Raw genomic sequence first — 25513 nt, 5'->3', positions numbered from 1 at the left:
CAACACTGGATTCTCAAGTAGCTGCCTATCGATCGTTTTTTACGGGTGTCGCGGGGGAACCCTTGTAAATGGATATTCATTTGCTATCATCGCCGCCACTGAATTCGCGACACCCAAAGACTTCATTAGCCTGAAGCCATAAGCCGAAAAATCGGCAAAAAAAGACCCGGCAAAAAGCCGGGTCAAAAACCGTGATTAGCCTGATGAGGAGATATTCCAGAAGTCCGACCTAAGGTCTTCTGGCCTATCGACTGATCTCGCGACCAGCTGATGCAATAATAATCATTATCATTTGCAAGTCAAATGGTTTTATCGCACCGATTGGAAAAATTTTTTCTCGCGTGCGCATTCGCCACGCCATTTCCCTGTGTTACGCCTAGCGAGTAGGGTAGCCATCCAGGGACCGGTCAAGCATCACCTTGACCAGATCAATCATATGCACCACTGAAAATGCCAGGTCACGGTTCGAACCATTGAGTTGGTTGGCGGATTCGTGGGCGGTGGCCGCCGCGCAGCGCAGCAGGTCACACGCGTGAACCAGGGCTTCCTCTGCGCTGATGTTGTGATTGACGTCGAAGAAACGATGCTCTTGCTGTGCATTCGAAACACTTGGTTTCAAGTAGTAGTCGAGGGCGCGTTGGGCCGCCGGGCAATCTTGCAGTGAAGGAAACGTGCTGTTGAGCGGGCTGTTGGGCTGATCTTTGCTGGGGATGTCCATGCTGTCGAGATTCTCCGTGTGGGGGCTGAAATCCTGAGTCCAGAATAGTACCTATCGTAATTGTGACGATAATTTAAATACTACAATTTGTGTTTTGATGGTCGGAGCCAGCCACGTATCGTGCCGCACATGGATAAATGGATAGAGTTGGTCAAGGCCAAGATGAAGGAGCTGCGCGTCACGCAAGTGGTGCTCGCAGAGCGTTTGGGCATGTCCCAGGGCGGTGTCGGCCATTGGCTGACCAAGCGCCGGCAGCCGAGTGTCGAAGACATGAATCGGGTGCTGCAGGAGCTGGGCATGGAATTTCTGGAAGTGGCGATGGTGATTCGTGAGCCGGACACCACGACCGACGAAGGCATGGCCCTGGCGCAGAAGTACAACCCGTATTTCCGCTACCCGGTGAGCGATTGGAACGAAGTGGGTGAGATCCGCGAAGGTGATCTCGCTGCCTACGGCCAGGCGCGCTATGAGCTGACGGATTACCACGCCCAGGGGCGAGCGTTCTGGCTGGTAGTGGTCGGCGATGCGATGACCGCGCCGAGCGGGTTGAGCATCCCCGAGGGCATGTCGATCCTGGTAGACCCGGCCATCGAGGCGGTGCCGGGCAAACTGGTGGTCGCTCAGTTGCCTGGCAGCAGCGATGCGACCTTTCGTAAATTGATCGAAGAGAGCGGGCAGCGTTACCTGGTTCCGCTCAATCCGACTTACCCGAAAAACCTGTATACCGAACAATGCCGCATCATCGGTGTAGTGGTGCAGGCAACCATCAGGTTTTAACTGGATCGGCCCGAAAAAAGGGCCGATACCTATTCTTCGAACGCAACCAGCACACTGCCCTCGCTGACCATTTCACCTTCCTGGCAATACAGTGCCTTGATCACACCGGTCTTGGGCGCGCGGATGCTGTGCTCCATTTTCATCGCCTCCAGCACCACCAGTTGCGTCCCGGTTTCCACCGTTTGGCCGACATTGACCAGTACGCGAACGATGCTGCCGTTCATAGGCGCGGTCAGGCCGCCCTGATGGCCATGGCTGGACTCAGCGGCGGCTAACGGATCATGCACATCGATTCGGTGCAGGTCGCCTTCCCATTGCAGAAACAGGCTGTCGCCCGCGCGAATGGCGCGATGTCTGCGGCGCAGGCCGTTGTGCTCGATGATCAGTTGATCGCCCTGGCGTTGGGCACTACCGGTTGCAACGTCCAGCGTCATCGCCCGATCCTGGCCCTCGCAGCTGAGGTGCAAGGTGGTTTCCCTCGGCAGTCCCAGGCGCAACCCGTCGGTATTGGCCCAGGGCGAGTGGGCGTCGTCAGAGCGCACACGCGACATCAGGCTCAACGCGAAGCCATGGGCCGCTGCGAGCCAGAAGTCGTCATCCAATTCGCCAGGTTCTGGCAGTAATTGCGCTTGGTAACGTGGGATAAATCCCGTGTCTAGTTCCGCCGCCGCGAAGGCAGGGTGGGCGACGATCCGTCGCAGAAAGCTGATATTGGTTTTCAGCCCGCCGATCGCGAATTCATCGAGCATGCTCAACAACCGCAGGCGTGCCTGTTCACGGTCCTCGCCCCAGGCGATCAGCTTGCCGAGCATCGGGTCGTAGAATGGCGAAATCTCATCACCTTCTTCAACCCCGCTGTCCACACGACGCCCCGGCCCTTCGGCGGATTCGCGATACAACGCCAGGCGCCCGGTGGCCGGCAGGAAATCGTTGGCTGGGTCTTCGGCGTACAGCCGCACTTCGATGGCGTGGCCCAGCAGCGGCACTTGCTCCTGAGTGATCGGCAGCCGCTCGCCACGTGCCACACGGATCTGCCAGGCCACCAGGTCGAGGCCGGTAATGGCTTCAGTCACCGGATGTTCGACTTGCAGACGCGTGTTCATCTCCATGAAGAAGAACTCGCCGCGCGCATCCAGCAAAAATTCCACGGTACCGGCACCGACATACCCGATGGCCTGCGCCGAACGCACCGCTGCCTCGCCCATGGCACGCCGCAGCTCTGGACTCAGGCCCGGCGCCGGTGCTTCTTCGACGACCTTCTGATGTCGGCGTTGAATCGAGCAATCCCGCTCGTTGAGGTACAGGCAGTTACCGTGTTGGTCGGCAAAGACCTGGATCTCAACGTGGCGCGGCTTGAGCAGGTATTTCTCCACCAGCATCCGTGAATCGCCGAACGACGATTGCGCTTCTCGCTGGGCCGAGGCCAGGGCTTCGGCCAGTTGGCTGACGTCCTCGACCACTTTCATGCCTTTGCCGCCACCACCGGCAGTGGCCTTGAGCAGCACCGGATAACCGATGCGTTCACAGGCGTCGCGGAACGTGTCGAGGTCCTGGGCTTCGCCGTGATAACCGGGCACCAGCGGCACACCGGCGGTTTCCATCAGGGCCTTGGCGGCGGATTTGCTGCCCATGGCGTCGATGGCCGAGGCGGGCGGGCCGAGGAAAATCAGGCCGGCTTGTTCAATCGCCCGGGCGAACCCGGCGTTCTCGGACAGAAAGCCATAACCGGGGTGAATGGCCTGGGCGCCGCTGGCCAGGGCAGCGGCAATCAGTTTGTCGATTTGCAGGTAACTGTCGGCCGCCTTGCTGCCGCCCAGGTCGACGCGAATGTCGGCTTCGCGGCTGTGGCGGGCATCGCGGTCGGTGGCGCTGTGCACGGCCACGGTGGTCAGGCCCATGGCCTTGGCGGTACGCATCACGCGGCAGGCGATTTCGCCACGGTTGGCCACTAGCAAAGTGGTGAGGACAGGGGCGCTCATCAACGGGGCTCCTTATTTTTCGACTCGGCTTGCCAGTTGGGTGCGCGCTTTTGCAGGAAGGCCCGCAGACCTTCCTGGCCCTCCGGGCTGACGCGGATGCGGGCGATGGCGTTCTCGGTGTAACGCCGCAGCGCCGGGGTGAGGGCGCCGTTGCCGACTTCACGCAGCAGGTCCTTGCTGGCGCGCATGGCTGCAGGGCTATTGAGCAACAGGTTGTCGATCCATTGTTCGACCTGGTGATCCAGTGTCTCGGCCGGGTAGCTTTCCGACAGCAAACCGATTTCCCGCGCCCGTTGCCCGCCGAAGCGTTCCGCGGTCAGGGCGTAACGCCGGGCCGCGCGCTCGCCGATGGCTTGCACCACGAACGGGCTGATCACGGCGGGTGCCAGGCCAATGCGCACTTCCGACAGGCAGAATTGCGCTTCATCGGCGCCAATGGCCATGTCGCAGGCGCTGATCAATCCTAGCGCACCGCCAAATGCCGCGCCTTGGACGACCGCCAGCGTAGGGATTTTCAGCTTGGCGAGGTTGTACATCAGCTCCGCCAGTTCCCGGGCGTCATCAAGGTTGGTGTGGTAGTCGAGCTCGGCCGATTGTTGCATCCAGGCCAGGTCGGCGCCGGCGCTGAAGTGTTTGCCACGGCCACGGATCAGCAGGAATCGCAGGCTTGGATCGCTGCTGACGTGATCCAGGGCCAGGATCAGCTCACGGATCATTTCGGCGTTGAACGCGTTGTTTTTCGATTCGCGGCTGAGCCACAGGGTGGCGACGCCGCGCGAGTCGGTGAGCAGTTCGAGGGTGTTGAAGTTATCCATGGGCATTTCCCGTTTACATCCGGAACACGCCGAAGCGGCTCGGTTCGATGGGTGCGTTCAGCGACGCGGACAAGGCCAGGCCCAGCACATCGCGGGTCTGGGCCGGGTCGATGACACCGTCGTCCCACAGCCGCGCACTGGAGTAGTAGGGGTGACCCTGTTCTTCGTATTGGTCGAGAATCGGTTGCTTGATCTCGGCTTCCTGCTCGGCGCTGAAAGGATGGCCGCTGCGTTCGGCCTGTTCGCGCTTGACCTGCACCAACACACCGGCCGCCTGTTCGGCCCCCATCACGCCAATCCGCGCGTTCGGCCACATCCACAGAAAGCGTGGATCGTAGGCGCGACCGCACATGCCATAGTTACCCGCGCCGAAACTGCCACCGATGATCACGGTGAATTTCGGCACCTTGGCACACGCCACGGCGGTCACCAGTTTTGCACCGTGTTTGGCGATGCCGCCGGCTTCGTACTTCTGGCCGACCATGAAGCCGGTGATGTTCTGCAGGAACAGCAAGGGTATGCCGCGCTGACAGGCCAGCTCGATGAAGTGCGCGCCTTTCTGCGCGGCTTCGGCAAACAGAATGCCGTTGTTGGCGAGGATCGCGATGGGATAGCCGTGCAAGTGGGCGAAGCCGCACACCAGCGTCGTCCCGAACAGCGCCTTGAACTCGTCGAACACCGAACCGTCCACCAGCCGCGCAATCACTTCCCGGACATCGAACGGTTGCTTGGCGTCGGCCGACACCACGCCGTACAGCTCGTCGCTCGAATACAGCGGGGCAATGGGCATGCGTTGCTGCACATCGCCGAGTTTGCGCCAGTTGAGGTTGGCGATGCTGCGGCGGGCGATGGCCAGGGCATGTTCGTCGCTGTCGGCGTAATGATCGGCCACGCCGGAGATCTTGCAATGCACATCGGCACCGCCGAGGTCTTCGGCGCTGACCACCTCGCCGGTGGCGGCTTTCACCAGCGGCGGGCCGGCGAGGAAAATCGTGGCCTGCTGGCGAACCATGATCGCTTCGTCGGCCATGGCTGGCACGTAGGCGCCCCCGGCGGTGCAGGAGCCCATGACCACGGCGATCTGCGGGATGCCCTGGGCACTCATGTTGGCCTGGTTGAAGAAGATCCGACCGAAATGCTCGCGGTCAGGGAACACTTCGTCCTGGCGCGGCAGGTTGGCGCCGCCGGAGTCCACTAGATAAATGCAAGGCAAGCGATTCTGCTGGGCGATGGTCTGGGCACGCAGGTGTTTTTTCACCGTCAGCGGGTAATACGATCCGCCTTTTACCGTGGCGTCGTTGGCGACGATCATGCATTCGACGCCTTCCACGCGGCCGATGCCGGCAATCACCCCGGCGGCTGGAACGTCTTCGCCATAAACTTCGTAGGCTGCCAGTGGGCTGATTTCCAGAAACGGCGAGCCGGGATCCAGCAGACGATTGATTCGCTCACGAGGCAGCAGCTTGCCCCGTGACGTGTGACGTTCTTGTGCTTTCGGGCCGCCACCTTGCTGGACCTGCGTGAGCAAGGTGCGCAGGGCCTCGACCTGGTGGAGCATCGCATCGCGATTGGCGATGAATTCTGGCGAGCGCGGATTGAGCTGAGTGTGCAGCGTGGCCATGGTCAGCTCCGTTAGCGGGTTTCGTTAAACAGTTCGCGGCCGATCAACATCCGACGAATCTCACTGGTGCCAGCGCCGATTTCGTACAGCTTGGCGTCACGCAGCAGACGTCCAGCCGGGAATTCATTGATGTAGCCGTTGCCGCCGAGGATCTGGATAGCGTCGAGGGCCATTTGCGTGGCGCGTTCGGCGCTGTACAGAATCACCCCAGCGGCGTCCTTGCGGGTAGTTTCGCCGCGCTCACAAGCCTGGGCCACCGCGTACAGGTAGGCGCGGCTGGCGTTGAGCTGGGTGTACATGTCGGCGACCTTGCCCTGGATCAGCTGGAATTCGCCGATGCTCTGGCCAAATTGCTTGCGGTCATGGATGTACGGCACGATCAGGTCCATGCAGGCCTGCATGATCCCTGTCGGGCCGCCGGAGAGCACCACGCGCTCGTAGTCGAGGCCGCTCATCAGCACTTTCACACCGCCATTGAGCACGCCGAGGATATTTTCTTCCGGCACTTCGACGTCATCGAAAAACAGCTCGCAGGTGTTCGAGCCGCGCATGCCGAGCTTGTCGAATTTGTTGCTGCGGCTGAAGCCTTTCCAGTCGCGCTCGACGATGAAGGCGGTGATGCCGTGGGCGCCTTTTTCCAGATCGGTCTTGGCGTAGATCACGTAGGTGTTGGCATCGGGGCCGTTGGTGATCCAGGTCTTGCTGCCGTTGAGCACGTAACGGTCGCCACGCTTGTCGGCTCGCAGCTTCATCGAGACGACGTCGGAACCGGCATTTGGCTCGCTCATGGCGAGGGCGCCGATGTGTTCGCCGCTGATCAGCTTGGGCAGGTACTTGGTTTTCTGTTCATGGTTGCCGTTGCGGTTGATCTGGTTCACGCAGAGGTTGGAGTGGGCGCCGTAGGAGAGGGCGACCGAGGCTGAACCGCGGCTGATTTCTTCCATCGCCACCACGTGGGCCAGGTAGCCCAGGCCAGCGCCGCCATATTCTTCCGGGACGGTAATGCCCAGCAGGCCCATGTCGCCGAACTTGCGCCACAGGTCAGCGGGAAACAGGTTGTCGATGTCGATCTGAGCGGCGCGAGGGGCGATCTCTTTGGCGACAAAGGATTGAACCTGGTCGCGCAGCATGTCGATGGTTTCGCCGAGGGCAAAGTTCAGGGATGGGTAGCTCATGGGACACCTTTGGCTTTTTTATCGGGTGCGGAGAGCTGAGGAATGGCTCTCACCTTTACGTTAACGTAAGCCTGTGACGAATGGCTGTCAATCGACCTTTACGTTAACGTCAACTTGAGCCAGAGTAAGTGCGCTTTGCATCAGGTTCACCGCTACACCCACTAATAAAGACAAGAGGGGGCGTCATGGATCAACCCGGTTCGCATTCGCAACTCAGCTACACCCGTGGCTCCCAGGCCAAGGCCTTGTTGGCGCAGACCATCGGTCAGGCTTTCGACCAGACTGTGGCTCGCTATCCGGAGGGCGAGGCGCTGGTGGTTCGCCATCAATCGCTGCGTTACACCTGGCGACAACTGGCCGAAGCCGTCGATCTGCATGCCCGAGCCTTGTTGGCACTGGGCTTGAAAACCGGCGATCGCCTCGGTGTGTGGGCGCCCAATTGCGCCCAGTGGTGCATCAGCCAGTTCGCCAGTGCGAAGATCGGTGTGATCCTAGTCAACATCAACCCGGCCTACCGCACCTCGGAGCTGGAATACGTGCTCAAACAATCCGGCTGCCAATGGCTGGTGTGCGCCGGGGCGTTCAAGACGTCGGATTATCACGCCATGCTGCAATCGCTGGCCCCGGAGTTGGCGGAACAATCGATTGGCCAGTTGCAGAGTGAACGCTTACCGGACCTGCGAGGTGTGATCAGCCTGGATCTTCAGCCGCCGCCAGGCTTTCTGCCCTGGTCGCAATTGGCCGCCCTTGGCGCAGCGACTACATCTGAACAACTGGCCGAGCGCCAGGCCAGCCTGCATTTCGATCAGCCGGTGAATATCCAGTACACCTCCGGTACCACCGGTTTTCCCAAGGGCGCGACCCTCAGCCACCGCAACATCCTCAATAATGGCTACATGGTCGGCGAAAGCCTGGGCCTGGCCGCCGCCGACCGGCTGGTGATTCCGGTGCCGCTCTACCACTGCTTTGGCATGGTCATGGGTAACCTGGGCTGCATGACCCATGGCAGCACCATGATCTACCCCAACGATGCCTTCGATCCGTTATTGACGCTCAAGACCGTCGCCGAGGAAAAAGCCACGGCGTTGTATGGCGTACCCACCATGTTCATCGCCATGCTGGATCAGCCGCAAAGGGGAGAATTCGACCTGTCCAGCCTGCGCACCGGGATCATGGCCGGGGCCACGTGCCCGATCGAAGTGATGCGGCGGGTCATCAATGAGATGCACATGGCCGAGGTGCAAATTGCCTACGGCATGACGGAAACCAGCCCGGTGTCATTGCAGACCGGTCCTGCGGATGAACTGGAGTTGCGCGTCACCACTGTGGGCCGCACCCAGTCGCAACTGGAAAGCAAGATCGTCAATGAGGTTGGCGAGATCGTTTCCCGTGGCACCATCGGCGAGTTGTTTACCCGCGGTTACAGCGTGATGCTCGGCTACTGGAACAACCCCAAGGGCACCGCCGAGGCCATAGACCAGGACAACTGGATGCACACCGGCGACCTGGCGACCATGGACGAGCAGGGTTATGTCCGCATTGTCGGGCGCAACAAGGACATGATTATTCGCGGCGGTGAGAATGTTTACCCGCGTGAGCTGGAAGAGTTCTTCTTCACCCACCCGGCGGTGGCGGACGTGCAGGTGATCGGCATCCCGTGCTCGCGTTACGGCGAAGAAATTGTCGCCTGGATCAAATTCCATCCCGGCCACAGCGCCACGGAGCAGGAGCTGCAGGCCTGGTGCAAGGAACGTATCGCCCACTTCAAGACGCCGCGTTATTTTAAGTTCGTCGAGGAGTTTCCGATGACCGTGACCGGCAAGATCCAGAAATTCCGCATGCGCGAAATCAGCATCGAAGAACTGCGCGGGAAGGAAAGCTAGGGGCAGCACTTGTGGGAGCGAGCCTGCTCGCGATGGCGGTACATCTGTCGACAACCAAGTTGTCTGACACTCCGCTATCGCGAGCAAGCTCGCTCCCACAGGGGAAATGTGAAATCCGGAAAGCACAAAGGGGAGCCGAAGCTCCCCTTTAATTTTGTCGTCGCGTGCTCTTTTTTTATTATTGAGGGGCGGCCTGTTGTTGTTTTTGGTAGCCGTGACCCTTACCGCTGTTTTGGCGATCCCCATCCGGGATCAAGAGCAAACGTATTTTTTTGAGCGCTGATCTGCTTTTTCGCCTGGCGATCCAACCGATTCGGGAGCTACCTGAAGGTAGTTTTATTGTTCTCTGCCCGGTTGCGGGTTGCTCCTGAAAGCACCCTGAAAAGCACATCCTCTCCAAAAAAATCTGTTAGCTGCGTCTCTGCCGTGTTGTTTTTGTTATGTCAGAGTCGTTTCGTCTTGTTTTTATTAGGTTTGCTGCGTTTTTTTATTCTTGTTATGTCAGAGATATAGCAGGTGGCGTGCCAACTTTTAAAAATCCATATAAATCAAATAGTTACTTTTAATGGCCGAAAAACATGCCTGACCAAACCTGACAAATTGTTTCCGTGTTACTCGTTTCGCCGCCGTTACACAGGAACGCGGTAACACCTCACTGTGCGGTGCGGGCCCTGGCAACCCGCGAACCGGTCGGGCGGCCGAGCACGTCACAGATCTGCCGCCCCGCGGCGATCAATGCGTCCAGGTCGACGCCCGTTTCAATGCCCAAGCCATTGAGCAGGTACAGCACATCTTCGGTGGCAACGTTACCGCTGGCGCCCTTGGCATAAGGGCAGCCGCCAAGGCCGGCGATGGAACTGTCGAATACACCGATGCCTTCCAGCAGGCTGGCGTAGACGTTGGCCATGGCCTGGCCGTAGGTGTCGTGGAAGTGTCCGGCGAGCTTGTCTCGAGGCACGTCAGCCGAAACCACTTCGAACATCTTGCGCGTGGCGCCGGCGGTGCCCGTGCCGATGGTGTCACCCAGGGACACCTCGTAACAGCCCATTGCATACAGCTCCCGCGCGACCCACGCCACCTGCTCAGGCTTGACCTCGCCCTCGTACGGACAGCCCAGCACGCAGGACACGTAGCCGCGCACGCTGACACCGTGCTGTTTTGCGGCTTCCATGATCGGTGCAAAGCGCTCCAGGCTTTCCTTGATGGAGCAGTTGATGTTGCGCTGGGAGAAGGCTTCGGACGCAGCGGCAAACACCGCGACTTCTTTTACGCCGGCCGCCAACGCGTCTTCAAAACCACGCAGGTTCGGGGCCAGGGCACCGTAGGTAACGCCGGGCTTGCGCTGGATCTGCGCGAACACCTCGGCGGAACCGGCCATTTGCGGTACCCACTTGGGCGAGACAAAACTGCCAACCTCGATGTAACCCAGGCCGGCGGCACTCAAGGCGTCTACCAGGCGCACCTTGTCGGCGACACTGATAGGTTGAGCTTCATTCTGCAGCCCGTCGCGGGGGCCGACTTCGATCAGGCGTACAAAGGAGGGGAGGGACATGAGGGTTGACCTGTAGTGAGTTGCCAATGATGTCGAGAGCGATGATGTATCCCTTGTGGGAGCGAGCCTGCTCGCGATAGCGGTGGATCAGCTTGCATTGATGTTGAATGTGCCGCCATCGCGAGCAAGCTCGCTCCCACAGGGAAAGTGTTACTGAATGGCTTCCTGGCCCTCGATCGTCTGCTCCAGCGCCTGGATGCAGCGTTCTTCGGCGGTGTCGAGTTCGAGTTTCATCTGTTCGATGTCCAGCAATTGCTGTTCGAGTTGTTCCCGACGCTCGGCGATTTTCGCCAACATGCTGTGCAGCTGTTTCTGATTGCCGCTGGTGGGGTCGTAGAGTTCGATCAGTTCGCGGCATTCGGCCAGGGAAAAACCAATGCGCTTGCCCCGCAGGATCAGCTTCAGGCTGACCTTGTCCCGGGGCGAGTAAATACGTTCCTGGCCCCGTCGTTCCGGGCTCAGCAGGCCTTGCTCTTCATAGAAGCGGATGGCCCGGGTGGTGATATCCAATTCGCGGGCGAGGTCGGAGATGCTGTAGGTCTGGCTGCTCATGGAAGCGCTCGAAACAAAAGGGGCTGGCGCTAAGCTAATGGCAGGTTGACGTTCGCGTCAAGCAATGAGGTTTGCACACAAAACCTGTGGGAGCGAGCTTGCTCGCGATGGCGGCGGATCAGTCGCCATTGATATTGGCCGGTCTACCGCTATCGCGAGCAAGCTCGCTCCCACAGTTTTGATCTTCTAGACCTTATCCAGCTTCTTCTCATGAGCCGTCACCTGCTGGCACAACTCGATCATCTGCTCGCGCATCCAGCGGTTGGCCGGGTCCTGGTCTGTACTTTCATGCCAGTAGAGATGAGTTTCAACCGGCGGCACATCGTTGACCGGCAGCAGGAACGCATGCAAATCGTGCCGACGGGCAAAGCGTTCGGGGACGGTCATGACCATGTCGGTCTGTTGCAGCACTTGGGAGGCCATCAGGTAATGCTGGGAACGCAGGGCGATCTTGCGCTGGATGCCCATCTTGCCCAAGGCCAGGTCGACATACCCTAGCCCATTGCGACGGCTGGAAATATGCACGTGGGTCTGGGCCAGGTAATCGTCGAGGCTGATCTTTTCCTTGCCCGCCAGGGGATGGCCCTTGCGCATGGCGCACACATAACGGTCTTCCATCAGCTTGACGTGACGCACCTGCGGATCGGTGTTGAGCGGCGCGTCCACGGCGAAGTCGAGGCGACCGGCGGCCAGCTCCTTGGTGGTTTCGCGACGTTTGGACAGGAAACTCTCGATGGCCACGGTCGGCGCCAGGCGCCGCAGACGCTGGAACAGCAGCGGCAGGATCACCCCTTCGGTCAGGTCCGTCATGCTGATGCGGTAGGTCTTGACGGCCTGGAGTGGGTTGAAGATCCGGCTTTCCTGCACCGACACCCGCAGCAGCGACAAGGCATTGCGCACTGGGCCAATGATGTTCTGGGCCATGGGCGTGGGCACCATCCCCTGGGCGGTGCGCACGAACAGCGGGTCGTTGAAAGTCTCCCGAAGGCGGGCCAGGGCGTTGGACACGGCCGGCTGTGTGATGCCGACGATCTGCCCGGCGCGGGTCAGGTTGGCTTCGGTGTAGATCGCATCGAAGACAATGAAAAGGTTGAGATCGACCTTGCTCAGATTCATGGCGCTGCACTCTTATTCTTGGCGTGTTGTGAGGTGCCGGATGGCGATGAGAATCAGTGAAACATATATCGGTGATGAATGTTAATACACGCCGAGAATAGGTTAGGTAAATTTTCGTAGCTGAACTAGCATCGATTTCATGACCTAAAACAACCTCTGCCAAGAAGGTGCTGCTCATGGATTTTGCCTATTCCCCCAAGGTTCAGGAACTGCGTGAACGCGTCACGGCGTTCATGGATGCCTACGTCTACCCGGCTGAAGCGGTATTCGAGCGGCAAGTGGCCGAAGGCGATCGTTGGCAGCCCACAGCCATCATGGAAGAGCTCAAGGCCAAGGCCAAGGCCGAAGGCCTGTGGAATCTGTTTCTGCCTGAGTCCGAGCTGGGTGCTGGCCTGACCAACCTGGAGTACGCGCCGCTGGCAGAGATCATGGGCCGTTCGCTGCTGGGGCCGGAACCGTTCAACTGCTCGGCACCGGACACCGGCAACATGGAAGTGCTGGTGCGCTACGCCAATGAAGAACAAAAGCAACGCTGGCTTGAGCCACTGCTGCGGGGCGAGATCCGCTCGGCCTTCGCCATGACCGAGCCGGACGTCGCCTCTTCGGACGCCACCAACATGGCCGCCCGTGCCGAGCGTGACGGTGACGAATGGGTGATCAATGGCAAGAAGTGGTGGACCTCAGGGGCCTGCGACCCGCGCTGCAAGATCCTGATCTTCATGGGCCTGAGCAACCCCGATGCGCCACGCCATGCCCAGCATTCGATGATCCTGGTACCGGTGGACACGCCCGGGGTAAAAATCGTCCGGCCACTGCCGGTGTTCGGCTATGACGATGCGCCCCACGGTCACGCCGAAGTGCTGTTCGAGAACGTGCGGGTGCCGTACGAAAACGTTCTGCTGGGTGAAGGACGCGGTTTTGAAATTGCCCAAGGCCGCCTCGGTCCAGGCCGGATCCACCACTGCATGCGCTCCATCGGCATGGCCGAGCGCGCACTGGAATTGATGTGCAAGCGTGCCATTAGCCGCACCGCGTTTGGTCAGCCACTGGCGCGCCTGGGCGGTAACGTCGACAAGATTGCCGACTCGCGGATGGAAATCGACATGGCCCGCCTGCTGACGTTGAAAGCGGCGTACATGATGGACACCGTTGGCAATAAAGTGGCCAAGAGCGAAATCGCCCAGATCAAGGTCGTTGCGCCGAACGTGGCCCTGAAGGTCATCGACCGGGCGATCCAGATCCACGGCGGGGCCGGGGTTTCCAACGATTTCCCGTTGGCCTACATGTACGCCATGCAACGCACCCTGCGCCTGGCCGACGGCCCGGACGAAGTGCACCGCGCCGCTATCGGCAAGTTCGAGATCGGCAAGTACGTGCCCAAGGAAATGCTGCGTAGCGGGCGCTGAAGGACTGTTTTACCTAGGCAACGCCATCGCGCTCACCACAAATCCGCCTGTGGGAGCTTGCTCGCGATGGCGTTGGCACATCCAACACTCATGCAAGCTGAACCACCGCTATCGCGAGCAAGCTCGCTCCCACAGGGAATGGGGTGTGTGCCCGAGATGTACGTCGCACCGCAAACCCACTGTGGGAGCGAGCTTGCTCGCGATAGCGGCCTCTAGGACAGTGAGCCTTTTTACTCCTTGACGCTCATGTACTCCTCGGCCCAACGGATGTAGTCCTCGGGCTGGGTGTAGGTGTGGGTCAGTTCAGTGGCGCTGAGGTCCGATGCCTGGGTGAAGATCTGCCGCTGTTCCCGCAGGCTGTCGTAGGTGGCCTTGATCGCGGCGAAATAGGCGCCGTGGCCGTCGATGGTGATCCGCACACCCAGCTCGGCCAAGCGTTTATCGTCGCGCAGCAGCGGGTTGCCATAGGTGACGAGCATCAACGGCAGCGTCAGGTTTTCGCTGATTTTTTCCAGGTGCTCGAAGTCCTGCACACCCACCATGCAAATCCCGTCCGCACCGGCACGCTCATACTGCTGGGTGCGGCTGATGATTTCCTGGACCGGCAAAATCCCGGCGTTGGTCCGGGCAATGATCGCCATTTCCGGATCGACTCGCGCTTCCAGCGCCGCGCGAATCTTGCCGACGCCTTCGGCTACGCCAATCAGGTCGGTGGATTTGCGGCCAAACTGGGCCGGCAACAAGGTGTCCTCGATGGTCAGCGCGGCCACGCCGGCGCGTTCCAACTCGATGACGGTGCGCATCACGTTCAGGGCGTTGCCGTAGCCGTGGTCGGCGTCGGCAATCACTGGCAGTTGGGCCACACGGCCGATGCGGGTGGCCTGTTCGGCGAATTCGCTGAGAGTGATGAGGGCAAAGTCCGGAGCGCCCAATACTTGCAACGACGCGACCGAGCCGCCCAGGATGCCCACTTCGAAACCCAGGTCGGCGGCAATGCGCGCCGACATCGGGTCAAACACCGACGCGGTGTGATAGCAGGTGCCGGAAGCCAGCAGTTGGCGAAAGTTACGACGCAAATCTTGATGAGAAAGCCTGGACATATGAGTTCCACCAATGGAATGGAAAGGCTTGAGCAAAAGTGTCAACGCCGAAGGATGGAAAGCTACCACGTGGGACGGCCGGGGATGATGACGAATTTACAGGGACGGACTGGCCGAAGTCGATCCCGCGAAGCCTGGAAACAGCGGCAAGCAGTAAGCCTCGCGCTTGAGGCTTATGCCGCCACCGCCTGCTTCCCTTGCTTGAGCAACGCCACGGCGCGCACCGTGTCGCCCGGTTGTACTTGCAGGCGCTTGGCGGTGAGCCGGTCGACGAGCAGGCTGTGGCCGTGCAGGCGTGCCCGGGCGCTGGTCACGCGGCAGTTCTCCAGGCGCCGATTATGGATCAACCAGACCGGTGCCTGTTCGTCCAGCGTGCCGACGGCCAGGGTCAGCGACTGGCTGTCGCGCACCGTGCGGATCTTCGAAACCGGTGCCTCGATCACCGGGCCGGCGTCGAAAATGTCGATATAGCCCTTATGGGCAAAGCCCTCGGCGCCGAGAATCTTCATGGCCGGCTCGGTGTTCGCATGAGCCTTGCCGATCACGGCCTGGGCCTGTTCAGTGAGCAGGCAGGTGTACAGCGGCTGGCGCGGCATCAACTCGGCAATGAACGATTTGTTGCCCATGCCGGACAACTGATCGGCGTAGCTGAAATCCTTCTTGAAGAAATGCCGTCCCAGGCTGTCCCAGAACGGCGAGCAGCCTTGTTCATCGGCATGGCCGCGCAATTCGGCAATCAGCTTTTCACCAAATAGCTGGGAAAACTCAGCGACGAACAGCAGGCGCGCCAGGGACAACAGGCGCCCATTGTGACCGCGACGCTGCTCGGGATGCAGGAACAACGAGCAGACTTCCGATTGCCCGGTCATCTCGTTGTTGAGAAACAGCGTCGGGATCTGCCGCTGGATACCCAGCTCAGGCGCCGAGCTGACGGTGACCCCGACCCGGTAGTTGTACCAAGGCTCGCGCAGGCCGACCGCGCCGGTCAGGGCGCTAATGCCCACCACTTGCCGGTCATCATCCTCGAGTACGAACAGGTAATCGGCGTCGGCACGTTCGACTTGCCCGGCAAAGGTGCGTTGGGCCCAGCGCACGCGATGGGCCAGGCGCTCTTCATTGGCCGGCAGACTGGTAAACCCAGGGCCCGCGCAGCGGGCGAGGTCCAGTAGCGCGGGCAGGTCGGTGATGGCGACCGGGCGGACAATCATGATGCGGCTCCTTCTTCGTGTCGGTCGAAGCGTCGATGCACGGCACGGGATTGAATGCGATTCATAAGGCAACCACCCGGACCTGCTCGCCATCCATGACGCCCAAGGCTGCCAGCATGTCTGGCGACAGCGCCACGGTACCGTCGGCGTCGAGATCCAGTTCGGCCACGATGGCCCGGTAGTTCCCGAGGCTGTCGTTGCTCACCAGATAACGCCCCCGGGCGTCGATCTGCGCGCTTTGCCGGGCCATGGCGACATGGCTTTGGGTGATGGAGTGGATGTTCGCGATACGGGCATGCAACGTCGGCCCGCCGTCGAAGATGTCCACGTAGCTGTTGGTTTCAAAACCCTCGCGCTCCAGGATGTCGAAGGCTTCCTGGCCGTCGGGATGCACCCGGCCGATGCAGGCCTGGGCCGCCGGAGGGAGCATGGGCACGTAGATCGGGTATTGCGGCATCAGTTCGGCGAGGAAGGTACGACTTTGCAGGCCACACAAGCGTTCAGCCTCGACGTAGGGCAGGTCGAAGAAATGTTGGCCGATGGCGTCCCAGAAGGGCGATTGGCCGTCCTCGCTGCTGAAGCCGACGATTTCAGTGATCACCGATTCGGCAAAGCGGTGGGGGTGGGCGGCGATAAACATCAACCGGGCCCGGGACAGCAGCTCCGACTCCGGCGTGCGCACCCGCTCGGCGTCGATGTGAAAACCGCGCAGCAATGTCTGGCCGTTGAGGTCCTGGCACAGCGACAGCGCCGGCACGCCATGGTGGATGTTCAATTCCCGGGACTCGCTGGAGAACGGCCGGTTGCGCAAACTGTAGAACGGTTCGTTGCAACCGGTGCTGGCGAGAATCTCCGAGCAGCCTGCCAGGCGCCCGGATACCAGATCCTGCAGGACGAAAAAATAGCTCTCCCCGCCAGGGCTTCGTACATCGGCCTCGAACGAGGCGCACGAGTCGAGGATTTTCTCCTGCAGGCGCTCGGTATCGTCTGGAAGCGAGGTGACGCCCACCAGGCTGTCCCTGGCCAGTTGCTGCAGTTGGGGCAGATCGGTTAATTGCACTGGACGTAAAGCCAGCATGGATTGCACTCCTGTTCCAGAAGGCCCGGTGACAGGCACCGGGCTTGACGATCACTGTCGATGTCCACGCGTAATAACCACGGCGGGTCGAACCCTTCGACCGCCGGACCTCAAGGAGCGGCCGGATCCGGCAGCGCCGTGGGGCTGCCGAATTTATTCAGCACACACAGATAGACCACGCCTGCGGCCACCCAGATCAGGCCGAGTTTCTGCGCATCCACGCCCATGTTGTACATGATGGCCGCGACGATCACGAAGCCCACCAGCGGGCAGAGCAGATGGCGAATCACCTGGCCGGACCGCTGACGGCGCCAGTAATGGTTGATCACCGTGATGTGCAACAGCATGAAGCCGCTCAGGGCGCCGAAGTTGACCAGGGAGGTCAGGGTGTCCACCGCGTTGATGAACAGGTAGCAGATCAGCAGCGACAGCACCGCGACCAGGTAAATGCTCACGTACGGGGTGTTGTGTTTCGGATGGACCTTGGCCAGGACCTTGGGCAACTTGCCGTCCCGGGCCATGCCGAACAACAGGCGCGACACCGCTGCTTGCGAGGTGATCGCCACCGCGACGCCCCAGGCCAGCGCCGTGGCGACCGCGGTCAAGGTTGCCAGCCAGCTGCCGGCCGCCAGTTCGGCGATCTCATAGAACGCGGTGTCGGCGGACTTGAAGCCCATGCCGGCCGCCAGGTCAGTGGCGATCCAGGTCTGCACCACGAAAATCGCCCCCATCACCAGCAAGGTCACCAGCGCTGCCTTGCCGACGCTGCGGCCCGGGTCGTCCTTGATCTCTTCGGCCAGGGTGGAGATGGCATCAAACCCCAGGAACGACAATACAGCGATGGACACGGCTTGCATCAGCAGCGCGAAGTTGAAGTGTTCCGGGCTGTACAGCGGCGCCAGGGTCAGTTGGCCGTTACCGGCGCCACCGTGCAGGGCATTCCAGGCATAGAACAGGAAAATCCCCAGCACCACCAACTGCGCCAGCAGAAAAATGATGTTCATCCGCGCGGTGAACGTGATGCCCCGCAGGTTGACGAAGGTGGCGCTGACCAGGAACGCCAGGATGAAACCGACCTTGGGAATGTCCGGGTACAAGTGGTTCAACGCCATGGCGGCATAGACATAGAGCAGCGGCGGGATCAGCAGGTAGTCCAGCAACATCAGCCAGCCGGCGATGAAGCCGACGTGTGGGTTAAGTCCCCGTTGCGCGTAGGAGTAGACGGAGCCGGCCACCGGGAAGGCCCGGGCCATGCTGCCATAGCTCAACGCGGTGAACAGCATCGCCACCATGCCGATGATATACGCCAGCGGCACCATTCCCGGCGCCTCGGCGTTCACGTAGCCATACACGCCAAACGGTGCGATGGGGATCATGAAAATCATCCCGTACACCACCAGGTCTGTCAGCGACAGGCTGCGTTTCAATTCCTGTTTGTAGCCAAATGCCTCGATACTCATAAGCCGTTCTCCTTCTCAGCTGTGTGTGGGTGTGCTCTTGCTTGTCGCTTGCCGTTCAAACCTCGCCACTGCTTTCCTACAACAATGGGGCCAGGTAAGCGCTCCAGGCCCTTACCGACTCGGGGCTGCGCAGCAGGTCGTTGCGCACTTCGATCAACACTGAATCCAGGCCGCGGGCATCGCCGTGCTCCGGGACTGTCATGTCGGTCAAGGGGTTGATCTTGTAGGGCTGGTTGCCCGCCGCGCGCAGCGAATGCCGGCTCAGCCCGTCGACGATGTGCTGGGCGTAGTCCTTGGCCTCGCCGAACAGCACGCCGGCTTCCAGCGCGCGCGGTTGGCCATAGAACACCGGGGTGAAACTGTGGATGCCCACCACCCGCACTGGCCGGTTGGCGGCCAGGCGCTGGTCGATCAACGTCCGCAACCGATCATGGAAGGGATGGAACAGGCACTGGCGGCGATACTCGCGCGTGGCCTCGTCCAGGGCCTGGTTGCCTGGGACCTGGTAGATCTCGCTCTGGGGCGGAATGCTGTCCGGTACATGCAGCGGGCGGTTCAGATCGATCAACAGTCGTGAATAATTGGCCGCCAACAAGGTCGCACCGAGGGTTTCGGACAAGCGTTCGGCCAGGGCAAAGGCACCGATGTCCCAGGCAATGTGCTCCTGGGAGGCGGTTTCATCCAAGCCCAGATCGTTCAGCGCAGCGGGAATGAAGCGGCTGGCGTGCTCGCACACCAGCACCAACGGATGCTCGGCGTCTTCCCGGATCAGTCGGTAAGCCGGCCTGGTGTAGAGGCCCGACTCAGCACATTCAATAGATTCGTGCATAGTGCTCACAACGCTCGGCAGGTGACAGCGCCTGGGTCAAGGCCAGCTCCTGGGCCTTCAAGGCAAAGTAGGTTTCGACCAAGGGGCCGGGCAGGGCCTCGAGCAGCGCTCCGCTGTGGCGCAGGCAATCCAGTGCCTGGGCCAGGGTCGTCGGCAGGGCGATAATGCCACGGGCGCGACGTTGTTCTTCATTCAGTTCATCGGGTATTTCATCGGTCACGGCATTCAGCGCCAGTTGCTGCTCGATGCCCAGGCGCCCGGCGATCAACAGCGCGGCCATCGCCAGGTGCGGCGAAGCGGTGGCGTCCATGGCGCGGAATTCCAGGTTGTACTGGTTTGCCACGGGTTTTCCGCCCAGGCTCACGGTCGGGCAGATACGCAACGCCGCTTCGCGGTTGCGCTGTCCCAGGCAAGCATAGGATGCACTCCAGTGATGGGGTTGCAGGCGCTCGTAGGACACCGGCGTCGGTGCGGTCAGCGCGCACAGCGCAGGTAGATAGTGCAGCACACCGGCAGCCCAGTGCTGGCCGAGGCTGGACAAGCCGTTGCTGCTGGCGGTGTCATGGAGCACCGGATCACCGCTCAGGTCTTGCAGGCTCAGGTGCAGGTGCACACCGTTGCACACGGCATTCTCCGCGGTCTTGGGAGCGAAGCTGAGCGCCAGGCCCATTTGCCGGGCGATTTCGCGGGTGATTTCCCGCACGTTCACGGCACGGTCGGCGGCGGCCACGCCCAGGGCTGGGCGGCAGGTGATCTCGTACTGCTGCTTGCCGTATTCCGGCAGGAACATTTCCGGTTCGACACCACCGGCGCGCAATGCGCTGAGCAGCCATCCGGCGAACCCGGCCTGCTGGCGCTGGGCCTGGAGGCTGAAAGCCAGGCGATCAGGTTGGGCCGGTGTGGCACTGAGGTTGAATTCATGCTCGAACGCGGCGAACACCTGCAAGTTCAGCTCAGTCCGATAACGCTCCACTTCGTCATGCAACAGGGTGCGCGGGCAGGTGCTCCAGGGTCGGCCGTCGGTCTCGCGCACGTCGCAATGAATGAAATCCAGGGCGGGGGCCTGGGCGTCGGGGCCGTTGTTGACGGTCACGCGGCTGGACAGGTCCGGGATCAGCCGCAGGTCGCCATACGCGCCCCAGGGGTTGGCCGAGGCGATGATGTCTTGGGGCGTCAGCGCGCTGTTGGCCGGCACCCAGCCGCAACCGGCGGTGACGTAGTGGGGCAGTTCATCGCTGGGGAACGAGCGCCCGCGGGTTACGCCGATCAGGTCGGTGCTCACCAGTGTCGTGACGGGCAACGGTGCCAGGGGCGTTGCGGTATCAAGGCGGTTCACGGCTGCATCTCCTGCAAGCGCCCGAGTACGGTGTCGGTATCGGTGATCCAGCAATAGCCCTTGATCGCGTTCAGGCACGCCAGGTGCCGTTGTTCGGTGTAAGTGGCGCAGGCATCTTCTACCAATGTGACCAGGTAGCCGCGGTCGGCGGCGTCGCGCACGGCCATGTCGACGCACTGGTCGGTGACGATGCCGGCAACGATCAAGTGGCGGGTCTGCAGGTTGCGCAGCACGTAGTCGATATTGGTGGAGTTGAAAACGCCCGAGGACGTCTTGGGCAACACGATTTCGTTTTCCAGCGGCGTCAGCTCGGCAATGATCTGCGCTTCGGGGCTGCCCTTGGGCAGGTGCATGTCCGACAGCTTGTGATCCAGGGAGCGGTCGCGGCCATCGGCAGTGAGGCTTTCGATGTGGGTGTGCAGCACGTTGTGCTGCGCTGCTCGCATCGCGTTGAGCAAGCGCTGTTGGTTGGGAATAACCTGATGGCGGGCACGGCGAATGAAATACGCAGCGTCGGGAGCGTCCAGATGGGTGTCGAATTGTGGTTCCAGCCAGGCGCGTTGCATGTCCACCAAGAGCAGTGCCGTGTGATCACGGGTGAACGGCAAGTCCCGGGGGGAGCGGTGGGGGAGCGAGAACATCCTTATTTTTCCTCCAACAGGTGCGTGTTGAATTCCGTGCGTAAGGCGTCGATACCTTCCAGGCGTTCGGCCAGGTCAGGACATTGCAGGGTCATGCAGGCGATCAGCGCCTCGACCTGGGCCAGCGCCGGTACCAGGGTGTCGAAGGCCGAGACCGATTCTACCGGCGCGCTGATAATCAGGTCGGCCAGCTCGCGCAATGGTGACGCGTAGACGTCGCTGAACAGTACGACCCGGGCGTGGCGTTCCTTGGCTGCGCTGGCTACACGCAGGGCCTGGGCCTGGTAGCGACGATAATCGAAGATCAACACCACGTCCTGGCGCTGTACGTCGAACAACCGGTCAGGCAGCTGGGCGTTGTCTTCCAGGGCAAAGCAGCCGGCGCGCAGCAGGCGCAAGTGGTTGAGCAGATAGTGGGCAAGAAAGCTGCTGAAGCGTCCACCGAAGCAATGCACCTGGTGCCGGCTGTCGAGTAGCCACTGGACGAGAATGCGCACGTCTTCAGGCTGGGTCAGGGCCTGGGTGTTGATGAGGGCGCGTTGGCTGGCGGCCAGGTATTGGCTCCAGGTATCGCCTTGCGGCAATTTGGCCCGGGGTTGCAACAGCGTGCGAGGAGAGCGCAGGCGATGGTCCATGTCACTGAGCAGCGCATCCTGGAATTCGGCATAACCGCCAAACCCGAGTTTTTTCACCAGCCGCACGATGGTCGGGTCGCTGACGCCGGCATGGTCTGAAAGGCGCGACATCGGCCCCAGGCCGTTGCGTGGATAGTGATCGAGCAGGGCTCGTACGACCTTGCGTTCCGACGGCGTCAAAACGAGGCCGGGATCGGTGATCAGGTCTCTGAGGGGCGGCATCCGTGCTCCTTGCTGGGATGGTGTGTTGGATTTCTTTCATTACTCCTGAAAATAGTATTTATGTAGCTGGTACTACATGTCCAGTGGTTTTTACGTTCCGTTTAAAATGCTCGAAGATGGTGCGAAACCCTTGTAGGACTTGGGCTTGGTTGCTTGGAATGAATATGTCAGTCGGCGCTTCAATTCGTGTCAGATATAGCGCCTTTTTGTCCAAGTTATTTGATTTCATATAAGGTGCTGTACAAGAAAAAGGCTGAATATTCTGCCCACTGATTACGTGAGAACCCGCGTGCAAGCTACTCGTCTGACCCTGATCTGCCACGCCCGCACCGTCGCCCAGAAACGGGCGCGCTTTGCCCTGGAAGAACCGCTGGATGCCGATTGGCTGGCGCAGCGGCCAGACGTTGGCCAGGGTTATCGAAATGTCAGGCGGTTGCTCTGTGGGCCGGAGCTGCGTACTCGCCAGACCGCCGCGTTGTTCGGTGATGAGCCCCAAGTGGTCGAGGCCTTGGCCGATTGCGATTTGGGACGCTGGCGCGGTTGGTCCATCGACGACTTGCTCAAGACCGAGCCGCACCACCTGCAAACCTGGCTCGACGATCCCGAGGCCACTCCCCATGGCGGCGAATCCATTGCCCGGTTGTGTCGCCGTGTCGGGGACTGGCTGGCAAGCCTGGAAGACCAACCGGGACATTGGTTGGCCGTCACCCATCCGTTCGTGATCCGCGCGGCCCTGGTGAATGTCTTGCACTGCCCGGCAGCTGCGTTCAACCGAATCGACATTGAACCGCTGTCCGTCATCGAGTTGCGTTTCAACGGCGTGTGGCGATTGCGTGCCCAGGGGCCTGGCCAGGAGTCAGTGGAATGAAAAAATTATCAGTCATCGGCATCGGCGCCGGCGATCCGGATTACCTGACGATACAGGCGGTGAAAGCCTTGAATCGGGTGGACGTGTTTTTCCTCATGGACAAAGGGCCCGCCAAGAGCAAGCTGCTGGATCTGCGGCGGGAAATCTGTCAGCGCTACATCGTCGATCGTACGTACCGTTTCGTCGAAGCCTACAGCCCTGAGCGCCAACGCGACGACTTGGACTACACCGCCAGTGTCGAAGCGTTGAACGGTGCAAAGCAGGCCACCTTCGAGCGGATGATCAATGAAGAACTGTCCGACGGGCAGTGCGGTGGTTTCCTGGTGTGGGGCGATCCGGCGTTGTACGACAGCACCGTGCGCATCGTGCAGACGATTCTTGATGCCGGTCGCTGCGTCTTCGAGTTCGAGGTGATCCCTGGCATTACCAGCGTCCAGGCCCTTGCGGCCCGCCACAAAGTGCCGTTGAACGGCATTGGCGGTTCGCTGGAAATCACCACCGGACGCCGGTTGATAGCCGGGCAGGTGGGTGAGGCGGCGAACGTGGTGGTGATGCTCGATGCCGAGAATGCGTACCACCAGGTGAGCGATCCTGATACGCACATCTACTGGGGCGCCTATGTGGGAACGCCGGATGAAATCCTCATTGCTGGCCGGCTGGGGGACGTGGCCGATGACATCGAAGCCACCCGCAAGGCCGCGCGGCAGGCGAATGGGTGGATCATGGATACTTATTTGCTGCGTAAACCTTGATCCGATGACTCAAACCGGACTGTGGCGAGGGAGCTTGCTCCCGCTGGGCTGCGCAGCAGCCCCAAGTTCCTCATAGGGTGTCATCGCTTCCATCTTGCGCCTGCTTCGCAGTCGAGCGGGAGCAAGCTCCCTTGCCACACAGGGGCTAACTGGCGAGACAGCGTTGTCGCTTCACCCCCGCCCAAACCGCTCCCGATACACCGACGGCGCCAACCCCACCACGCTGCGAAACGCCACGCGAAAGCTTTCCACCGAGCGGTAGCCGCACAACTGTGCGATGTTGTCGGTGTTGTTTGTGGTGCTCTCCAGCAACTCGCGGGCCCGGGCCAGGCGTTCGTGTTGCAACCAGGCCTTGGGTGACAGGCCGCAGGCTTGGGTGAAGTGGCGCAAAAAAGTCCGTTCGCTCATGGCCGCCTGGCTGGCCAGTTCGCGCACGCCGAGGGGTTCATGCAGGCGCTCGCGGGCCCATTGCATGACGCTCGACAGATCGCTGCGTGGCGTGCGGCTGACCGGTGACGGAATGAATTGCGCCTGCCCACCCGTACGTTGCGGTGACATCACCAGCCGACGCGCCACGGTGTTGGCGATCTGGACCCCGAAGTCCCGGGCCACCAGATGCAGGCAGGCATCGATGCCAGCGGCGCTGCCCGCCGAGGTGATGACCTGTCCTGAGTCCACGTACAGCACATCCGGGTCCACCCGCACGGCGGGATAACTCTCGGCCAATTCGTCGGTGTAGCGCCAGTGAGTGGTGGCACCCAGCCCGTCGAGCAGCCCGGCGGCCGCCAGTACGAATGCCCCGGAGCATATCGATAGCAGGCGTGCGCCTCGGGCGTGGGCTCTGCGCAGTGCCTCCAGCAAGGCTCCGGACGGTGGCTCGCTACGGTTGCGCCAACCGGGTATGACAATGGTTCGAGCCGTTTCGAGCAGTTCCATGCCGCCATCGGCCAATACCTGGAAACCGCCCATGGCGCGCATCGGGCCGTTGTCGACCGCGACGATCCGGTGTTCGTACCAGGGAAAATTGAACTCGGGTCGCTCCAATCCGAAGATCTCGACGGCAACGCCGAATTCAAACGTGCATAGGCCGTCGTAGGCGAGGATCGCGACCAGACCTGGGGTAGGCTGCATTTGGCGGAAAATTCCCACAGAGTGTCTTGTACGCCACTGTAGCCTTAAGCCTCAGACGGATAAAGTCTTCTTACGCCCTCATCCCCTTGGAGTACCCGCCGATGACCAGCCTGGTTCGTGAAGTGCCTGCCGCCTCGCCCGAGATAGCCCTGCAGCATTTCAGCAGTCGTCTGACGTTCGAAACCGATTGTTCCGACGTTCACGCCAGCCAACAGGCCGGCGATGTCGATTTTGTGTTGGTGGATGTGCGTGGGCCGCTGGCTTATGAGCGTGGGCACGTGCCTGGGGCGATCAACCTGCCCACCCGCACGCTCACCGCCGAGGCTCTGGCTGCCTACCCCAAGACCACTCTGTTCGTGGTGTATTGCGCTGGCCCGCATTGCAATGGGGCGAACAAGGCGGCGGTGCGTTTGGCGACCTTGGGGTATCCGGTGAAGGAGATGATTGGCGGGGTCATGGGTTGGCTTGATGAGGGCTTTCGCCTGAACGGTTTGGTGGAGCGGGTGGCGGACCAGGCTATTCGTTGTGACTGCTGACTTGGTTTTATAGTTCGTGTGTATATCCGTTGCTGCGGTAACGGCTGCTTAGGGTTCCGCCCTTACGGCGTCTCACTTTTGAGAAGCGCAAAAGTAAGCAAAACGCTTTTGCCGGTATGACTC

The 25513-nt window shown here is 61.0% G+C and carries 23 protein-coding genes; 6 read left to right on the top strand and 17 right to left on the bottom strand.

Annotated elements, in window-relative coordinates; genetic code table 11:
* Positions 1-376: 376 nt before the first annotated feature.
* Positions 377-718 carry a DUF6124 family protein gene (locus QNH97_RS19075; protein ID WP_283553403.1) on the bottom strand — a complete coding sequence of 114 codons (342 nt, stop codon included), beginning with the start codon at positions 716-718 and terminating at the stop codon, positions 377-379.
* 129 nt (positions 719-847) lie between these two features.
* On the opposite strand from QNH97_RS19075, the gene QNH97_RS19070 reads away from it, so the two are divergent.
* Positions 848-1495 (top strand): LexA family protein, encoded by a 648-nt coding sequence (locus QNH97_RS19070; protein ID WP_283553402.1) that lies wholly within the window; start codon positions 848-850, stop codon positions 1493-1495.
* Positions 1496-1524: 29 nt separating this feature from the next.
* Here the strand turns inward: QNH97_RS19070 and QNH97_RS19065 are convergent, their stop codons facing one another.
* The 4 genes from QNH97_RS19065 to QNH97_RS19050 are packed head-to-tail and all read right to left on the bottom strand — an operon-like array spanning position 1525 to position 7085.
* The gene (locus QNH97_RS19065) at positions 1525-3474 is read right to left on the bottom strand and encodes an acetyl/propionyl/methylcrotonyl-CoA carboxylase subunit alpha (RefSeq protein WP_283553401.1); all 1950 of its coding nucleotides are present in this window, start codon (positions 3472-3474) and stop codon (positions 1525-1527) included.
* Complete coding sequence (locus QNH97_RS19060) at positions 3474-4289, bottom strand: gamma-carboxygeranoyl-CoA hydratase (RefSeq protein ID WP_283553400.1); 816 nt, start codon at positions 4287-4289, stop codon at positions 3474-3476. The genes QNH97_RS19065 and QNH97_RS19060 overlap by 1 nt, the downstream gene beginning before the upstream one ends.
* Positions 4290-4302: 13 nt before the next feature.
* Positions 4303-5910, bottom strand: coding sequence for a carboxyl transferase domain-containing protein (locus QNH97_RS19055; RefSeq protein WP_283553399.1), 1608 nt, complete (start codon positions 5908-5910; stop codon positions 4303-4305).
* An 11-nt stretch (positions 5911-5921) separates the two neighbouring features.
* On the bottom strand, positions 5922-7085 hold the full coding sequence (locus tag QNH97_RS19050; protein ID WP_025214656.1) for an isovaleryl-CoA dehydrogenase: 1164 nt from the start codon (positions 7083-7085) through the stop codon (positions 5922-5924).
* Between the two features lie 185 nt (positions 7086-7270).
* Here QNH97_RS19050 and QNH97_RS19045 point away from each other — a divergent pair, with 185 nt between their 5' ends.
* A complete protein-coding gene (locus tag QNH97_RS19045) occupies positions 7271-8968 on the top strand; it encodes an AMP-binding protein (protein ID WP_283553398.1) in 1698 nt (565 codons plus the stop codon).
* 652 nt (positions 8969-9620) lie between these two features.
* Here the strand turns inward: QNH97_RS19045 and QNH97_RS19040 are convergent.
* The 3 genes from QNH97_RS19040 to QNH97_RS19030 all read right to left on the bottom strand — a co-directional run bounded on the left by QNH97_RS19040 (position 9621) and on the right by QNH97_RS19030 (position 12188).
* Complete coding sequence (locus QNH97_RS19040; RefSeq protein WP_283553397.1) at positions 9621-10520, bottom strand: hydroxymethylglutaryl-CoA lyase; 900 nt, start codon at positions 10518-10520, stop codon at positions 9621-9623.
* 150 nt (positions 10521-10670) lie between these two features.
* On the bottom strand, positions 10671-11072 hold the full coding sequence (locus QNH97_RS19035; protein ID WP_025214653.1) for a MerR family transcriptional regulator: 402 nt from the start codon (positions 11070-11072) through the stop codon (positions 10671-10673).
* A 186-nt stretch (positions 11073-11258) separates the two neighbouring features.
* Positions 11259-12188 (bottom strand): LysR family transcriptional regulator, encoded by a 930-nt coding sequence (locus QNH97_RS19030; RefSeq protein ID WP_003200002.1) that lies wholly within the window; start codon positions 12186-12188, stop codon positions 11259-11261.
* A 176-nt stretch (positions 12189-12364) separates the two neighbouring features.
* On the opposite strand from QNH97_RS19030, the gene QNH97_RS19025 reads away from it, so the two are divergent.
* Entirely contained in the window at positions 12365-13594 is a 1230-nt protein-coding gene (locus tag QNH97_RS19025) for an acyl-CoA dehydrogenase (RefSeq protein WP_283553396.1), read from the top strand.
* Positions 13595-13824: 230 nt separating this feature from the next.
* Here the strand turns inward: QNH97_RS19025 and QNH97_RS19020 are convergent, their stop codons facing one another.
* The 8 genes from QNH97_RS19020 to QNH97_RS18985 form a co-directional block, all read right to left on the bottom strand.
* Positions 13825-14694, bottom strand: coding sequence for an oxaloacetate decarboxylase (locus tag QNH97_RS19020; RefSeq protein WP_283553395.1), 870 nt, complete (start codon positions 14692-14694; stop codon positions 13825-13827).
* Positions 14695-14867: 173 nt separating this feature from the next.
* Complete coding sequence (gene astA, locus QNH97_RS19015) at positions 14868-15902, bottom strand: arginine N-succinyltransferase (protein WP_283553394.1); 1035 nt, start codon at positions 15900-15902, stop codon at positions 14868-14870.
* A 61-nt stretch (positions 15903-15963) separates the two neighbouring features.
* Positions 15964-16980 (bottom strand): arginine N-succinyltransferase, encoded by a 1017-nt coding sequence (locus tag QNH97_RS19010; RefSeq protein WP_283553393.1) that lies wholly within the window; start codon positions 16978-16980, stop codon positions 15964-15966.
* Between the two features lie 110 nt (positions 16981-17090).
* Positions 17091-18440, bottom strand: a complete 1350-nt coding sequence (locus QNH97_RS19005; RefSeq protein ID WP_283553392.1) for an APC family permease — start codon at positions 18438-18440, stop codon at positions 17091-17093.
* 76 nt (positions 18441-18516) lie between these two features.
* Positions 18517-19269 (bottom strand): N-formylglutamate amidohydrolase, encoded by a 753-nt coding sequence (locus tag QNH97_RS19000; protein WP_283553391.1) that lies wholly within the window; start codon positions 19267-19269, stop codon positions 18517-18519.
* Positions 19253-20605, bottom strand: coding sequence for a type I glutamate--ammonia ligase (locus QNH97_RS18995; RefSeq protein WP_283553390.1), 1353 nt, complete (start codon positions 20603-20605; stop codon positions 19253-19255). Before QNH97_RS18995 ends, QNH97_RS19000 begins: the two co-directional genes overlap by 17 nt.
* Positions 20602-21246: a cysteine hydrolase family protein gene (locus tag QNH97_RS18990; protein ID WP_283553389.1), complete on the bottom strand. Its 645-nt coding sequence runs from the start codon at positions 21244-21246 to the stop codon at positions 20602-20604. Before QNH97_RS18990 ends, QNH97_RS18995 begins: the two co-directional genes overlap by 4 nt.
* Before the next feature lie 2 nt (positions 21247-21248).
* Positions 21249-22103, bottom strand: coding sequence for a MurR/RpiR family transcriptional regulator (locus tag QNH97_RS18985; RefSeq protein ID WP_283553388.1), 855 nt, complete (start codon positions 22101-22103; stop codon positions 21249-21251).
* Between the two features lie 289 nt (positions 22104-22392).
* Between QNH97_RS18985 and QNH97_RS18980 the strand changes: the two genes are divergently transcribed.
* Both QNH97_RS18980 and cobF read left to right on the top strand, forming a co-directional pair.
* Positions 22393-22971, top strand: a complete 579-nt coding sequence (locus QNH97_RS18980) for a histidine phosphatase family protein (RefSeq protein WP_283553387.1) — start codon at positions 22393-22395, stop codon at positions 22969-22971.
* A complete protein-coding gene (gene cobF, locus QNH97_RS18975) occupies positions 22968-23723 on the top strand; it encodes a precorrin-6A synthase (deacetylating) (RefSeq protein WP_283553386.1) in 756 nt (251 codons plus the stop codon). The genes QNH97_RS18980 and cobF overlap by 4 nt, the downstream gene beginning before the upstream one ends.
* A 171-nt stretch (positions 23724-23894) precedes the next feature.
* Here the strand turns inward: cobF and ftrA are convergent, their stop codons facing one another.
* Positions 23895-24854 carry a transcriptional regulator FtrA gene (ftrA, locus tag QNH97_RS18970; RefSeq protein ID WP_283553385.1) on the bottom strand — a complete coding sequence of 320 codons (960 nt, stop codon included), beginning with the start codon at positions 24852-24854 and terminating at the stop codon, positions 23895-23897.
* Positions 24855-24955: 101 nt separating this feature from the next.
* On the opposite strand from ftrA, the gene QNH97_RS18965 reads away from it, so the two are divergent.
* Positions 24956-25390 (top strand): rhodanese-like domain-containing protein, encoded by a 435-nt coding sequence (locus QNH97_RS18965; protein WP_283553384.1) that lies wholly within the window; start codon positions 24956-24958, stop codon positions 25388-25390.
* The last annotated feature ends 123 nt before the right edge of the window (positions 25391-25513 follow it).

It is taken from the genome of Pseudomonas sp. G2-4, assembly GCF_030064125.1.
Classification (GTDB): Bacteria; Pseudomonadota; Gammaproteobacteria; order Pseudomonadales; family Pseudomonadaceae; genus Aquipseudomonas.
This window is presented reverse-complemented; position numbering and strand designations above follow the sequence as displayed.